General features: G+C 64.0%; 14 protein-coding genes. 13 read left to right on the top strand and 1 reads right to left on the bottom strand.

The features are described from left to right. Positions 1-11: 11 nt before the first annotated feature. Entirely contained in the window at positions 12-401 is a 390-nt protein-coding gene (locus tag J3481_RS04445; protein WP_206830767.1) for a VOC family protein, read from the top strand. 23 nt (positions 402-424) lie between these two features. Continuing rightward, on the top strand, positions 425-1,318 hold the full coding sequence (locus J3481_RS04440; protein WP_206830766.1) for a prephenate dehydratase: 894 nt from the start codon (positions 425-427) through the stop codon (positions 1,316-1,318). A 19-nt stretch (positions 1,319-1,337) separates the two neighbouring features. On the opposite strand, the gene typA is transcribed toward J3481_RS04440, so the two are convergent. Beyond that, on the bottom strand, positions 1,338-3,167 hold the full coding sequence (typA, locus tag J3481_RS04435; RefSeq protein WP_206830765.1) for a translational GTPase TypA: 1,830 nt from the start codon (positions 3,165-3,167) through the stop codon (positions 1,338-1,340). 237 nt (positions 3,168-3,404) lie between these two features. Between typA and rimP the strand changes: the two genes are divergently transcribed. From rimP to J3481_RS04380, 11 genes are all read left to right on the top strand, one after another. Continuing rightward, positions 3,405-3,878, top strand: coding sequence for a ribosome maturation factor RimP (gene rimP / locus J3481_RS04430; RefSeq protein ID WP_206830764.1), 474 nt, complete (start codon positions 3,405-3,407; stop codon positions 3,876-3,878). Positions 3,879-3,921: 43 nt separating this feature from the next. Further along, positions 3,922-5,043 (top strand): transcription termination factor NusA, encoded by a 1,122-nt coding sequence (nusA, locus tag J3481_RS04425; RefSeq protein WP_206830763.1) that lies wholly within the window; start codon positions 3,922-3,924, stop codon positions 5,041-5,043. A gap of 16 nt (positions 5,044-5,059) precedes the next feature. Further along, a complete protein-coding gene (gene rnpM / locus J3481_RS04420) occupies positions 5,060-5,341 on the top strand; it encodes an RNase P modulator RnpM (protein WP_206830762.1) in 282 nt (93 codons plus the stop codon). Further along, the gene (locus J3481_RS04415) at positions 5,331-5,780 is read left to right on the top strand and encodes a L7Ae/L30e/S12e/Gadd45 family ribosomal protein (RefSeq protein ID WP_236011158.1); all 450 of its coding nucleotides are present in this window, start codon (positions 5,331-5,333) and stop codon (positions 5,778-5,780) included. The genes rnpM and J3481_RS04415 overlap by 11 nt, the downstream gene beginning before the upstream one ends. Then, positions 5,695-8,250 carry a translation initiation factor IF-2 gene (gene infB / locus J3481_RS04410; RefSeq protein ID WP_236011181.1) on the top strand — a complete coding sequence of 852 codons (2,556 nt, stop codon included), beginning with the start codon at positions 5,695-5,697 and terminating at the stop codon, positions 8,248-8,250. The genes J3481_RS04415 and infB overlap by 86 nt, the downstream gene beginning before the upstream one ends. A 29-nt stretch (positions 8,251-8,279) precedes the next feature. Then, positions 8,280-8,636, top strand: coding sequence for a 30S ribosome-binding factor RbfA (rbfA, locus tag J3481_RS04405; RefSeq protein ID WP_206830760.1), 357 nt, complete (start codon positions 8,280-8,282; stop codon positions 8,634-8,636). A gap of 21 nt (positions 8,637-8,657) precedes the next feature. Then, the gene (locus J3481_RS04400; protein WP_206830759.1) at positions 8,658-9,677 is read left to right on the top strand and encodes a DHH family phosphoesterase; all 1,020 of its coding nucleotides are present in this window, start codon (positions 8,658-8,660) and stop codon (positions 9,675-9,677) included. Continuing rightward, on the top strand, positions 9,665-10,573 hold the full coding sequence (truB, locus tag J3481_RS04395) for a tRNA pseudouridine(55) synthase TruB (protein ID WP_206830758.1): 909 nt from the start codon (positions 9,665-9,667) through the stop codon (positions 10,571-10,573). Before J3481_RS04400 ends, truB begins: the two co-directional genes overlap by 13 nt. Before the next feature lie 13 nt (positions 10,574-10,586). Further along, the gene (locus J3481_RS04390; RefSeq protein WP_236011178.1) at positions 10,587-11,540 is read left to right on the top strand and encodes a bifunctional riboflavin kinase/FAD synthetase; all 954 of its coding nucleotides are present in this window, start codon (positions 10,587-10,589) and stop codon (positions 11,538-11,540) included. Between the two features lie 241 nt (positions 11,541-11,781). Next, on the top strand, positions 11,782-12,048 hold the full coding sequence (gene rpsO, locus J3481_RS04385) for a 30S ribosomal protein S15 (protein ID WP_206830756.1): 267 nt from the start codon (positions 11,782-11,784) through the stop codon (positions 12,046-12,048). Between the two features lie 112 nt (positions 12,049-12,160). Further along, on the top strand, positions 12,161-14,371 hold the full coding sequence (locus J3481_RS04380) for a polyribonucleotide nucleotidyltransferase (protein ID WP_206830755.1): 2,211 nt from the start codon (positions 12,161-12,163) through the stop codon (positions 14,369-14,371). Positions 14,372-14,380 lie beyond the last annotated feature (9 nt).

Genomic DNA, 14,380 nt, shown 5'->3' with positions numbered 1-14,380 from the left:
GGATGCTTGTCATGGCGATGATCAAGCTGGAACACACGGGAATCATGGTGTCGAACCTGGAGCGTTCCATCGCGTTCTACACGAAGATTCTCGGCATGGAACTCGTCGGCACGCTGGAGCACAACACGCCGGGCATTCGGCTGGCGTTTCTCTCGTATCCTGGGCAAAGCGCGCAAATTGAGCTCATTGAAGGCTACGCGAGCCAGTTGCCCGATGAGGGACAAGTGCATCACGTGGCCATCACGGTCGACGACATTGAAGCCGAGGCCGCCCGCTTGCGCGATCAGGGTGTGCGGTTTCTGGACGAAACCGTCACGACGCTCAGAAACGGCGCTCGATACATCTTCTTCGCGGGTCCTGACGGGGAGAGGTTGGAACTGTTCCAGCCAGCGCAAGGCTGATGCGGAGAAGGTGGGGTGTCCGCGTGGGCGCGTGGGAATTGATGTATCTGGGGCCGGAAGGCACGCACAGCCATGAAGCTGCGGACGCCGTCGCGTCCGCCCTGCTCGCTGGCGAAGAGGTGCGGCAAATTGCGCTGCAAAGCTTCGACGAGATCTTCGCGGCGAGGGCGTCGTCGGGAAGGCTCGCCTGCGTTCCGATCGAAAACAGCATTCAGGGATCGGTATGGCAGGTGTGGGACGCGCTCGCGCGCGAGCATGGCGAGGGCGTTCCGCGCCATATCCTTGCGGCGGTCACATTGCCCATTCATCACTACGCCATCTATCGGGACGGGACCGATTTGGACGCGGTGGAGGAGGTGGTTTCGCATCCTCAGGCGCTCGCCCAGTGCAGGGAGCACATTCGCCTCCACTTTCCGCGCGCCCGGGAGGTGGCGGTGTCGAGCACGGCTGAAGCGGTGCGCCAAGTGGCCATGGGCGAACGCGCCCGGGCGGTGGCCATCGGCGGTCAGCGCGCGGCGCGGGTGTACGGCCTGTCGGTGCTTCCGGAGCCATTCGAGGACCGTGCGGGCAATGTCACGCGCTTTGCGGTCGTCGGGCTTCCAGGCACCCAGTTTGCTGAGCCTGGCTGGACGCTGACCGATTGGACGGCATCTTTGTGTCTGCGCGGCGTCCCTCACCGCCCAGGGGGGTTGGCGCTTGCGCTACACACGTTTGCCGCGGCGCATCTGAACCTCACGCGGCTTGAGTCGCGCCCTGTCGGCGACGCCATCGGCAACTATGTGTATTACCTCGACGCCTCCGTTTTCCCCTACGCCGATCGCGGCGAGCACGTGCTTTCTGTGGTGCGCGCGCTCCTGGAGCTGCAGGGGGTCGAGATCGTGACGCTTGGCATCTACCCGGTGTACGCGCCGGCATAATCGCGCGAGCGGCGCCAGATCATCCCTGGCGCCGCTTGAGTTTTTCTCGCTCGCTCTTGTTGAGGATTTTCTTGCGAAGCCGAATGGACTGGGGAGTGACCTCGCAAAGCTCGTCGTCCTCGATGTACGTGATGGCCTCTTCCAGCGAAAGAAGCCGAGGTGCCTTGAGCTTCACCGTCTCCTCCTTCGTGGAGGAGCGAATGTTCGTCTGGTGTTTCTCCTTGGTCACGTTGACGACGAGATCGTTCTCGCGGTTATGCTCGCCGACGATCATGCCTTCGTACACGGGTGTGCCCGGTGTGATGAAGAGCACGCCTCGGTCCTCCAGGTTGCCGATGGCGTAAGCCGTCGCCAGTCCCGTTTCGCTCGCCACGAGCACGCCCTGCCGGCGCGCCTGGATGGGTCCGCGCCATTCCGCGTAATCCTGAAAGCGGTGATGCATGATCCCGTACCCACGGGTCATCGTAAGGAACAGGGACCGAAAGCCGATGAGCCCGCGAGTCGGCACTTGGAAGACCAGCCTGACCATGCCGCCTTGGCCCACCGGATGCATGGCCATCAGTTCGCCTTTGCGGAGTCCCACTTCCGCGATCACGGCGCCCGCGGCATCTTCGGGCACATCGGCGACCAGCTCTTCGATGGGTTCGAGGCGTCTGCCTGCTTCCTCGCGGACGATGACGCGCGGTTTGGATACCGCGAGCTCGTATCCTTCGCGGCGCAGCGTCTCAATCAGGATGGAAAGGTGCAACTCTCCTCGGCTCTTCACGAGGAACGCGTCAGCGTCGTCGGTGTCCTCGACCTGAAGACTCACATCCGACTCCATGGCCTGATACAGGCGATCGCGCAACTTGCGGCTCGTGACGTGTTGGCCTTCGCGGCCCGCAAACGGGCTGTCGTTCACGTGGAACGTCATCTCGAGGGTCGGCTGGTCGATCTCGATGACGGGCAACGCTTCCGGTCGATCCGGAGAGGCGAGCGTGTCGCCGACGGTGATGTCCGGCATGCCGGCGATGGCGACGATGTCGCCCGCCGAGGCGAACTCGACCTCCGTGCGGCGCAGACCTTGGTAGACGAACAACTTTTGCACGCGTCCCTCCGCGCGGTCCTCCGCGTGGCGCAACCGCACCACGGGCTGTCCCTGGCGAATCGCGCCGCGGTGGACGCGGCCGATGCCAATGCGGCCCAAGTATTCGTCGTAGTCGATGATGGTGGCCTGCCACTGAAAGGGGCCTTCCGCGTCGACGCGCGGGCTCGGGATGTGTTGGACAATGGCGTCGAACAACGGCCTCATGTCGCTGCCGAGATCGTCCGGGTCCGTCGACGCCCGCCCTTCGATGGCCGACGCGTAGATCACGGGAAAATCGAGCTGTTCGTCCGAGGCGCCGAGGTCGATGAACAATTCCAGCACTTCGTCGATGACTTCGGCAGGGCGAGCGTTCGGGCGTTCCATCTTGTTCAGGACGACAATCGGAACCAGGTGGGCCGAGAGTGCCTTGTCGAGCACGAACCTCGTCTGGGGCATGACGCCTTCGAACGCGTCGACCACGAGCAAAATCCCGTCTACCATCCGCAGGATGCGTTCCACTTCGCCGCCGAAGTCGGCGTGCCCGGGCGTGTCGACGATGTTGATCCGGTACGATTCGTACGGGATGGCGGTCGCCTTGGCGAGGATGGTGATGCCGCGCTCGCGCTCCAGATCGTTGTAGTCGAGCGCTCGTTCGGCGATCTGCTGATTGTCGCGGAACAGACCGGATTGGCGCAGCATTTGATCGACGAGACTCGTCTTGCCGTGATCGACGTGCGCGACGATCGCGACGTTTCGCAATCGGTCGTGAGTGATGGTACGCATGGCGTCCTCCTTTGCACGGTTGCGGTAACCACGATAGCACGTCGCCCGGCGCAAGACAACGAAGGAAGCCGCCTCACGTTGCGAAATCCGGACGGCAGTGATATACTGGCTCCGTCAGGCTTCGTATACCGTGTGCGGACAAGAGTGGGGCCCCCCCACTCTTTGATTTATGCTCGGCACTTTTTGGCGTACGCGAGGCGAGGAATGAGACACAAGCGGCATGTGGGAGGATGACGCGTGACGAAAGATCGCGTGACCGAGATCGTTGAACGCTTGGTGTTGCCCATCGTGGAGCGGGAAGCGGTCGAACTCGTGGATATCGAGTACACGAAGGAGGGAAAGAACTGGTACCTTCGCGTGTACATCGACAAGCCCGGAGGCGTGGATATCGACGACTGCAGCCGCGTAAGCGAGCAGTTATCGGAAGAACTCGACCGCGTGGACCCGATTCCGAACGCGTACTTCCTCGAGGTGTCTTCGCCCGGCGCGGAGCGTCCTCTGAAGAGGCCGGCCGATTTCGAACGCGCCGTGGGCCGATACGTGCACGTGTCGCTGTACGAGCCGCTTATGGGGGCCAAGACGCACGAGGGGACGCTCGTCTCCTACGACGGGGAACGTTTGATCCTTGAGATCAAGCGCCGCTCGAAGACCATCACGCTGACGGTGCCGATGGAAAAGATTGCGCACGCGCGGCTGGCTCTGGAGTGGTGACCCGAACGCGCCCGAGATTTCGCGAAGGGGAGGTTCCCTAGTCATGAATGTGGATTTTCTGGAAGCGCTAGACCAGTTGGCGCGGGAAAAGGGGATTGACAAGGAAGTCCTGTTAGAGGCCATTGAGGCGGCGCTCATCGCGAGTTATCGCCGCAATTTCCACTCGGCGGCCAACGTGCGCGTCGAGGTGAAGCGAGATACCGGCGAGGTCCACGTGTATGCGCGCAAAACCGTCGTCGAGGAGCCGAAGGACACGCGCCTCGAGATCTCCTTGGACGCGGCGCGCGACATCAATCCAAGCTACCAAATCGGAGATGTCGTCGAAATTGAGGTGACCCCGCGGGACTTTGGGCGCATCGCCGCGCAGGCTGCAAAACAGGTCGTCATGCAGCGCGTGAAGGAAGCCGAACGGTCGGTCATCTACAGCAAGTTTGCGGATCGCGAAGAGGAAGTGGTCAGCGGCATCGTCAGTCGGCTCGAGCCGCGCGTGGCTTACGTCGATCTCGGCGACACGGAGGCGATCTTGCCGCAGTCGGAACAGCTGGCCTCCGACAAGCTCCAGGTCGGCAAACGGCTGAAGGTGTTCATCGCGCGCGTGGAGCGCACATCGAAAGGGCCGCAGATTGTCGTGTCCCGCACGCATCCTGGGCTTCTGAGGCGCCTGTTCGAACTGGAAGTTCCGGAAATTTACGAGGGCATTGTCGAGATTAAAGCCGTGGCCCGCGAAGCGGGCTCTCGTTCGAAAATCGCGGTTCATTCGCGCAATCCGGAAGTCGATCCCATCGGAGCGTGCGTTGGGGCTCGCGGCTCGCGCGTTCAGGCGATTGTCAACGAACTGAACGGTGAGAAGGTCGACATCGTGGAGTGGAGCGAGGATCCGGCGACCTTCGTGGCGAATGCGCTGTCTCCCGCCAAGGTGCTGGACGTCCACATCTACGAGGACGAGCGCGTGGCGAGGACCATCGTGCCGGATTATCAGTTGTCCCTGGCGATTGGGAAGGAGGGACAGAACGCCCGGCTCGCTGCGCGCCTGACGGGCTGGAAGATCGACATCAAGAGCGAATCGCAGGTGGCCTCGCATTCGCTGCTCGATCAACTCGAGGACACAAGCGAGGAGGAGCCCGAGTTTGCCACGCTGAGCGACGACTGGCTGAACGAACCCTGAATCGGGAGGGCGCCGCATGAATCGCGTGAGGAAGGTGCCGCTTCGCAAATGCGTGGGCTGCCAGGAGATGAAACCGAAGTCGGAGCTCACGCGCGTCGTTCGAACGCCCGACGGTGACATCTTGTTGGATCCGACCGGGAAGCGGAACGGCCGGGGCGCCTATCTCTGCCCAAGCGAAGCGTGTCTCAACGTGGCAGTGAAGCGAAAGGCGCTGGAGCGCGCGCTGAAGACAACCATTCCACAGGAGATCCATGACGCGCTGCGCCGCCAACTGGTGGGGGACGGAGATGCGCGCTGACAGAGAAGCGGTCTTGGGGCTTCTCGGCCTGGCGCGCCGGGCTGGGGCCGTGATCGACGGTCAGAAACGCGTATTGGACGCCGTGAGGACGAGGCGGGCCCACTTGGTGATGATCGCGGAGGACGCGGGAGACAATGGCCGGAAGAAGTTGATCGACAAGGCGGCGTCGTACGGCATTCAGGTCGTGTGTTTCGGGACCAAAGCGGAGATCGGTCGAGCCATTGGACGGGATGCGTCCGGTGCCGTTGCCGTCGTGGAGCCTGGATTTGCGCGCGAGGTCGTGGCGCGGCTTGGGGAATTCCACGGAGGTGGAGCGTTTGACGAAACTGAGAGTGTACGAGTACGCAAAGCAGATGAACATGTCGAGCAAGGAGATCTTGACCATCCTCAATCGGCTCGGCGTGCCCGTCGCCAATCACATGAGCGTGATGGACGATGAGATGATTCAGAAGGTCGAACAGTTTTTTGAAGATGTGAAGCGTCGTGCGGCAGAAAGGCGTGCACAGGAGATGGAGAAGGAATTGCGCGAGCGCCAACAGAAGGCAAGGGCCGAGGCGCAGGCCGAACAGGCGCAGAGCCGTGCGCCGTCAGGACAGCCAAACGGGCGCGATCGCGCAGCCCAGGGGCAACGAGACGTGGAACACGCGAGCGCTCAGGCGAATCCACCGCGGCGGGAGCGCGACGGTGGACGCGATCGCGGCGCGGCGCAGGGGCAAGGCCGGGATCGGCGCGAGGGCTCTCCGAATCGTTCCCGGGACGATAGGCCCCGGTCGGATCGGCCTGCAGGTCAGCGCGGCGGAAACGGCGGACACGGCCGGAACGGGGGAACCGGTCAGGGAGATCGGCAAAGCCGGGATCGGTCCGGGTATGCGGGGCGCCCGCAGGGGCAGCAGGGCCAGGGCGATCGCGCTCATGCGCGCAGCCGGGATGGCCAGCGTCCGTCGTCCGGGAATGGAGGCGGCTCGCGCTTTCCGCGCGCGCCTCGTCCGCCGCAGGTGGTGGCCGCTCAGGCTGCGCAACAGAAGCCTGTGGCGCCGGGATCGCAGCGGAAGGAGAAGGACCGCAAGGAGCGCGAAGGGTACCAGCGGCATGAGGAATTCAATGAGACGAAGCTGCAGCGAGCTCAGAAGCGGCGCGCGGGCAAGCAGGAGAAGCCGCTGCCGACCGAGGTGACGGTCGAGGGCCCCATGACGGTGGGCGAGTTCGCGAAGCTCTTGCAGCGTGAGCCCGCCGAGATCATCAAGCGCCTGCTCATGCTCGGCGTGATGGCGACCATCAACCAGGACATCGACACGGATACCATGGAGCTCATCGGATCCGACCTCGGCGTGACCGTGCACGTCAAAGAGCCGGTGGACGAGGAGGCGCTCGAACTCCTGGTGGAGCCCGATGATCCGTCCGAGCTCGTGCCGAGGCCGCCCGTGGTGACCATCATGGGCCACGTCGATCACGGCAAGACGACGCTCCTCGACGCGCTGCGCGAGAGCCGCGTCGCTGCCGGCGAAGCCGGTGGGATCACGCAGCACATCGGCGCGTACCAAGTCGAGATCGGCGGGCGGCTCATCACGTTCCTCGACACGCCTGGGCATGAGGCGTTCACCACCATGCGCGCGCGCGGCGCTCAGGTGACCGACGTGACCATTCTCGTGGTGGCGGCGGACGACGGCGTCATGCCGCAGACGGTGGAGGCCATCAACCATGCGAAGGCCGCGAATGTGCCGATTATCGTCGCCATCAACAAGATCGACAAGCCGGACGCCAACCCGGACCGCGTGAAGCAGGAACTGGTGCAGTACGGGCTGGTCCCTGAAGAATGGGGCGGCGACACAGTCTTCGTCGAGATCTCCGCGCTCAAGCGGATGAACCTCGACACCCTGCTGGAGATGGTCCTGCTTGTCGCCGACATGCAGGATCTGAAGGCGAATCCGAACGCGCGCCCGCGCGGAACCGTCATCGAGGCGAAGCTCGATCGCGGCCGCGGACCGGTGGCGACGGTTTTGGTGCAGAATGGAACGCTCAAGGTGGGCGACATCGTGATCGCGGGCACGACGTACGGCCGCGTCCGGGCGATGGTGAACGAAAATGGCCGGCGCCTGAAGGCAGCTCCGCCGTCGACGCCGGTGGAGATCCAGGGGCTGAACGGCGTGCCCCAGGCCGGCGACCTGTTCGTGGTGTACGACGACGAAAAGAGCGCCCGCGCCGTCGTGGAGCGGCGCCTCGAGCGCGAGCGGCAACAAATGCAGGCGACGGCGCGCGTCACGCTGGACGATCTGTATCGCCAGATCAAGGAAGGCAACGTCGCCGAGTTGAACGTGATCGTGAAGGCGGACGTGCAGGGCTCGGTCGAAGCGCTGGTGCAGTCCATCGAGAAGATCAACGTCGAGGGCGTCCGGGTGCGCGTGATTCACAAGGGCGTCGGCGCCATCACGGAGTCCGACGTGCAGCTCGCCTCCGCCTCGAACGCCATCATCATCGGCTTCCACGTGCGTCCGGATGCCAACGCAAGGCGCGTGGCGGAGCAGCAGAAGATCGATATCCGCCTGTATCGCGTGATTTACGACGCCATCGCGGAGATCGAATCCGCCATGAAGGGCATGCTGGCGCCGGAGTACAAGGAGGTCATCGTCGGCCACGCGGAGGTGCGCGAGACGTTCAACATCTCGAAGGTGGGCACCGTCGCGGGTTGCTACGTCACGGACGGGCGGATTCCGCGCGACGCGGACGTGCGGGTGGTGCGCGATGGCGTGGTCATCTACGAAGGCAAGCTGTCGTCGTTGCGCCGGTTCAAGGATGACGTGCGCGAGGTGGCGGCAGGCTACGAGTGCGGCATGACCATCGAGAAATTCAACGACATCAAGGTGGGCGACGTGATCGAGGCGTTCACGATGGAACAGGTCGCGCGGGTGTGAGAGGCGAACGCCGTGGAGGTGCGTGAACGTTGACGCGAATTCGGGCACAGAAAGTGGCCGAACAGATGAAAAAGGAGCTCGCGGACATCCTTCAGCACGATTTGAAGGATCCGCGGATTGGCTTTGTGACCATCACGCGCGTGGAGGTCTCGGGCGATCTCCAGCACGCCAAGATTTACGTGAGCGTGTACGGCCAGGAGGCCGACAAGGACGCCACGCTCGGGGTCCTGACGAAAGCGGCGGGATTCATTCGCGGCGAGATCGCGCGAAGGCTGCACATGCGCATCGCGCCGGAACTCGTGTTTCGCCTCGACGAGTCGGGCGAGTACAGCGAGCGCATTGAGCAAGTGCTGAAGTCGCTGAAGGAGAATGAAGCGAACGATTGAGCGGCCGAGGGGAGTCACGGAATGACGAGTTGGCAGCCCGAGCCACGGGACAAGGGCGCGATCGCGCGCGCTGCGGAGGCACTTCGCAGCCTCGATGACTGGCTGATTGTCACGCACGAGCGGCCCGACGGTGATGCGCTGGGGAGCGCCCTGGCGGTGGCGCACATGCTGGACGCGCTGGGCAAGCGATACGCGATCGCGGCCGGAGAGGCATTGCCCCCGCGGTTCCGCTTCCTGCCGATGTACGATCGCATCCAAGCGGTCGAAGATTTCGCGTCGCGCCAGTTCCGGCACGTCGTCGCGGTCGACTGCGCCGATGAACAGCGCTTCGCGCCGGTCGCGCCGCTTCTCGCGGCGGATCGGTTGTTGGTGAACATCGATCATCACCAGACCAATCCTGGCTACGGATGGGTGGTTTGCGTCGATCCGCAGGCGGCCGCCACGTGCGAGGTGCTCTATCACGTGGCGCGGGCGCTCGACATCCCCCTCGCCGTCGATCTGGCCAAGTGTCTTTACACAGGCATCCTGACCGACACGGGCGGGTTCAGTTATCCGAACACGACGCGCGAGGTGCACCAAATCGCGGCCGAACTCCTGGCGAGCGGCGTGCAGCCGTACGACATCGCAGAGCCCGCGCTTGAGGCGCGCACGCTCGAGCAGATGAGGCTGTTGCAGATCGCCCTGCGCGACATGACCCTTGCGCCGGACGGCCGGTACGCGTTCATCCTGGTGAGCCAGGCGATGCTCGCGTCGTGCAACGCCAGCGAGGACGACGTCGAGGGCCTCGTGGGCTTTGCGCGCTCCGTGGAGACGGTCGAGGTGGGCGTGTTGCTGCGAGAGCGCCCGGACGGCCTGATCAAGGCGAGCCTCCGCTCCAAGCGGCGCGTGGACGTGGCTTCCATCGCGCAGCGGTTCGGCGGAGGAGGGCACGCGCGCGCAGCGGGATGCGTCCTCGAAGGCACCTTGGAAGAGGCGAAACGGGCCGTGGAAGCGGCCGTGATCGCCGCTTTGCGGGAAGTGGATGAAACGTGCAAGAACTAGAAGGCGTGTTGCTCGTCGACAAGCCACAGGGGATGACGTCGCATGACGTGGTGGATCGCGTCCGGCGCAAGCTCGGCGTGCGCCGCGTCGGCCACGCGGGAACGCTCGACCCGATGGCGACGGGCCTTTTGATGATCTGCGTGGGCCGTGTGACTCGACTGCTCGAGTACCTCGGCCAGGGCGACAAGGAGTACAGTGGCACGGTGGTCTTTGGCGTCGGGACCGACAGCGACGACGCGGAAGGCCAGGTCATCGCGCAAGCGTCCGCGAAGGATCTTCACCTCGACGCCGTGCGGGAAGCCGCCTCCAAGCTCACGGGCGACATCCGACAACGGCCGCCGCAGTATTCCGCGGTCCACGTCGATGGCAAGCGGGCCTACGATCTCGCCCGCCAGGGAAAGCGCGTGGAACTTCCCGAGCGGACGGTTCGCGTCCGGGCGTTCACCCTCGACGGGCTGCAGCACGAGGGCGAGATCGCCGTCGCCCGTTTTCGCGTGGTTTGCTCCAAAGGCACCTATGTGCGAGCGCTGTGCCGCGATCTCGGCGAGTTGCTCGGCGTGCCCGCGCACATGCGGTCGCTTCGCCGGCTCGCGATTGGCAGCGCGCGCATCGAAGACGCGATTCCCCTCGACGACTGGCTGGCATCGGACGAGCCGGCGTTCCATTTGCGCGATCCGCTCCTGTATCTGGACGGCCTGCCGCTTTGGCATCCTTCGCGCGAAGCCATGGAGCGCCTCGCCAACGGCCAGGCCGTGGAAGTGGGCGAGGCGCTGGCGCTGTCGCCGGGCGATCTCGTCCTCGTGGTTTACGCTGGCACGGTGGCCGCCGTCGGCGAGGCGATGGATCGGAAGCCCGCTGCCGTTCGACCGAAGAAGGTGTTTTGGAAGAGGGGATGAGTCCGTGGAATGGATGGTCATGGAGGGCCAGGCACCGGTTTCTCCCGCGCCGCAGGTTCTGGCCATCGGGAAATTTGATGGCGTGCACTTGGGGCATCGGGCCATTCTCAACGCCGCGCGCGATTTGCAGGCACCTGACGAGCGGCTGGCCGTGATGAGCTTCGAGCCGCACCCGACGTACGCGTTGACGGGAAACCCGGAGTACGCCAGGTGGCTCACCCCTCGCAGGGAACGGGTCCGCATCTTCAAGGAACTCGGCGTCGACGCGTTTTACGTCGCTCGCTTCGATCGCCCGTTTCAGCAGCTTGAGCCGGCGGCCTTTGTGGACGGCTATCTGGTGCCGCTCCGGGTGCGCCACGTGGTGGTCGGACCCGATTTTCGATTCGGGCGCGGCGGGCAAGGCACCGTCGACGTGCTGCGCGATCTCGGCCGCAACAGGGGCTTCGACGTGCACGTGGTCGAGCCGGTGGAAGAGCACGGGCATAAGATCTCGAGTTCCCGCATTCGCGAGCACCTGCGCGAAGGACGCGTGGAGGCGGCGCTGGCCCTCCTCGGCAGGCCGTACGTCATCTCGGGCCAAGTCGTCCACGGAGACAAGCGCGGCCGGACCCTTGGCTTTCCGACCGCCAATCTCGGCGGCATCGACGAGTACGTGTTGCCCAAAAGCGGCGTCTATGCCGTGTTTGTGGAAGTGGAAGAGGCCGAGGGCGCCTGTTCGGCACACGCGTTTGGCGTGCTGAACGCTGGATACCGTCCGACGGTCGACGGCCGCAGCTTTCAGCTGGAAGTGCACTTGCTCGGCTTCGACGGCGATTTGTACGGAAAGACGCTTCGCGTCTCGTTTCTCCGCCGGATCCGCGACGAGATGAAGTTTGACGGGCTGGAGGCGCTGAAAGGGCAAATCGCTCGCGACTGTGAGGCTGCGCGCTCCATGGTCGGCCTGACGAGCGGTCTGCCTTCCGCTTGACCCTGGGCGCGACCGTCTCTTCCTTGACGCCGCACGCGCGGCGCGCGGGGATCTCCCCTAAGGCGGCAGCCTTTCCTCGCTTGTCATCGCGTCAGGGCCGATCGGGCGCTTACGACTGGCATTGCTTTGGGCAATATGGTATAGTGATGACCGTGTGCGCAACACGATGAACTGCACCGCGGATCAGGAGCCTCCGGCCTGTTCTTCGATGCAGCGATTTTCACGTTCAAGGAGGATTTCCATGCTCGAATCGGACAAGAAGAAGGAAATCATCGCAAAGTACCAGTTGCACGATCTCGACACCGGGTCGCCGGAAGTGCAGATCGCGCTTTTGACGGAGCGCATCAACTCGCTCACGGAGCACTTCCGCGTTCACAAGAAGGATCATCACTCGCGCCGCGGCCTCTACAAGTTGATCGGCCGTCGCCGCAACCTGTTGAATTACCTGCGGAAGAAGGACATCAACCGGTACCGGCAGTTGATTGAATCCCTCGGATTGCGCCACTGAGACGAGGCGGGCTTCGGCCCGCTTCTTTTGCATGTGTGGCGGAAGACCCCCGTTTGTACATAGCATGGCGTGCGGCGTTTCGCCGCTTGAGATGGCAGGAGGTTGGAGATGCATGGTGGTTCGCCATGAGTTTGAAGTGGCGGGCCGGCGTTTTGTCCTGGAGACTGGGAAACTGGCCCGGCAGGCGACGGCTGCGGTCCACGTTCAGTACGGTGAAACCGTGGTGTTGGCCACGGTGACAGCGTCGAAGGAGCCGAAGGAGCTCGACTTTTTCCCGCTCACCGTGAACTATGAAGAACGGCTCTACGCGGTCGGGAAAATTCCCGGCGGCTTTATCAAGCGCGAGGGAAGGCCGAGTGAGCACGCCATCTTGGCGTCTCGACTCATCGACCGGCCGATTCGTCCGCTCTTCCCTGAGGGATTTCGGAACGACGTCCAGATTGTCGATCTCGTCCTGTCGGTCGATCAGGACTGCGCGCCGGAGATCGCTGCGATGATCGGCACGTCCGCGTCGCTCACCATCTCCGACATTCCCTTCAACGGTCCGATTGGCGGCGTGATCGTGGGACTTGTGGACGGCCAATTCGTCATCAACCCCACCGTCGAGCAGTCGGAGAAAAGCGATCTGCATCTGGTCGTCGCGGGAACGAAGGACGCCATCGTGATGGTGGAGGCCGGGGCGAATCAAGTGCCCGAGGAGGTCGTGCTCGAGGCCATCCTGTACGGCCATCAGGTGATTCAGACCATCTGCGATGAAATCAACGCGTTCGCCGAAAAGGTCGGCGTGAAGAAGCGCGAAGTGGAACTCCACAAAGTGGATCCGGAGCTTGAGGCCGCCGTGCGCGAGTACGCCACCGACAAGGTCAACGCGGCGGTTCGCAACCCGGACAAGCTCGCGCGCGAAGAGGCGCTCGCCAACCTCAACGCCGAAGTGTTGGAGCACTTCAAGGAGGCGTTCCCCGAGAAAGAGGCGGACATCGCCGAAGTCATGCACACCATCCTGAAGGAACGGGTGCGCGAGGCCATTTTGCGCGAGGGCATCCGCCCCGACGGCAGGCGCCTGGACGAGATTCGCCCCATCTCGTGCGAGGTGGGCCTGTTGCCGCGGACGCATGGGTCTGCGCTGTTTACGCGCGGACAGACGCAGGCGCTTTCCGTCTGTACCCTCGGCTCGATGGGCGACGAGCAACTGCTCGATGGCCTGGAGCTGGAGAAGTCCAATCGATACATGCATCACTACAATTTTCCGCCCTTCAGCGTTGGCGAGGCGAAGCCCCTCCGGGCGCCGAGCCGCCGGGATATCGGCCACGGGGCCCTGGGAGAGCGCGCGCTCGATCCCGTCATCCCCTCCCCGGAGGAGTTTCCATACGCCATCCGCGTGGTGTCGGAGATCCTCGAGTCGAACGGCTCGACGTCCCAGGCGAGCATCTGTGGCAGCACCATGGCGCTCATGGATGCGGGCGTGCCCATCAAGGCGCCGGTGGCGGGCATCGCGATGGGACTGGTCAAAGAGGGCGATCAGGTCGCCATCCTGAGCGACATCCAAGGGATTGAGGATCATCTCGGCGACATGGACTTCAAGGTTGCGGGCACGGAGCGGGGCGTCACCGCGCTGCAGATGGACATCAAGATCAGCGGCATTGACCGCTCCATTCTCGAGCGCGCGCTGAAGCAGGCGCGAGAAGGCCGGATGTATATCTTGAGCAAGATGATGGAGGCCATCTCGGAACCGCGCGCCGATCTTTCGAAGTTTGCGCCGAGGGTCATCACCGTCAAGATCCACCCTGACAAAATCCGAGACGTGATCGGCCCGGGCGGGCGCGTCATCAACAAGATCATCGAAGAGACCGGCGTCAAGATCGATATCGAGCAGGACGGCCGCGTCTACATTCACAGCACCGATGCGGAACAGGCGAACCGGGCTCGCGAGATGGTCGAGAACATCGTCCGCGAAGTCGAGGTCGGCGCCACGTACACGGGCAAGGTGACGCGCGTGGAGAAGTACGGGGCATTCGTCGAGATCCTGCCCGGCAAGGAGGGCCTCGTGCACATTTCGCAACTCGACCTGAATCGCGTGGCGAAGGTCGAGGATGTGTGCCAGGTGGGCGACACCCTGACGGTCAAGGTGACCGAGATCGACAGCCAGGGCCGAATCAACCTGTCCCGCAAAGAGGTGCTGAAGGCGATGCAGCCGCCTGCGCCGCCGCAGCCGCCCCGTTCGTCGACAGGACCCGGCCGCGGACCGCAGCAGGGCGGGCAGTCGCGGAAGGATCAAGGTCACAGCGCCGGTCCGAGGCCCGCGCCGCGCAGGAACCACCCGTGATTGACCGCC

It is taken from the genome of Alicyclobacillus fructus, assembly GCF_017329605.1.
GTDB classification, from domain to species: Bacteria; Bacillota; Bacilli; order Alicyclobacillales; family Alicyclobacillaceae; genus Alicyclobacillus; species Alicyclobacillus fructus.
This window is presented reverse-complemented; position numbering and strand designations above follow the sequence as displayed.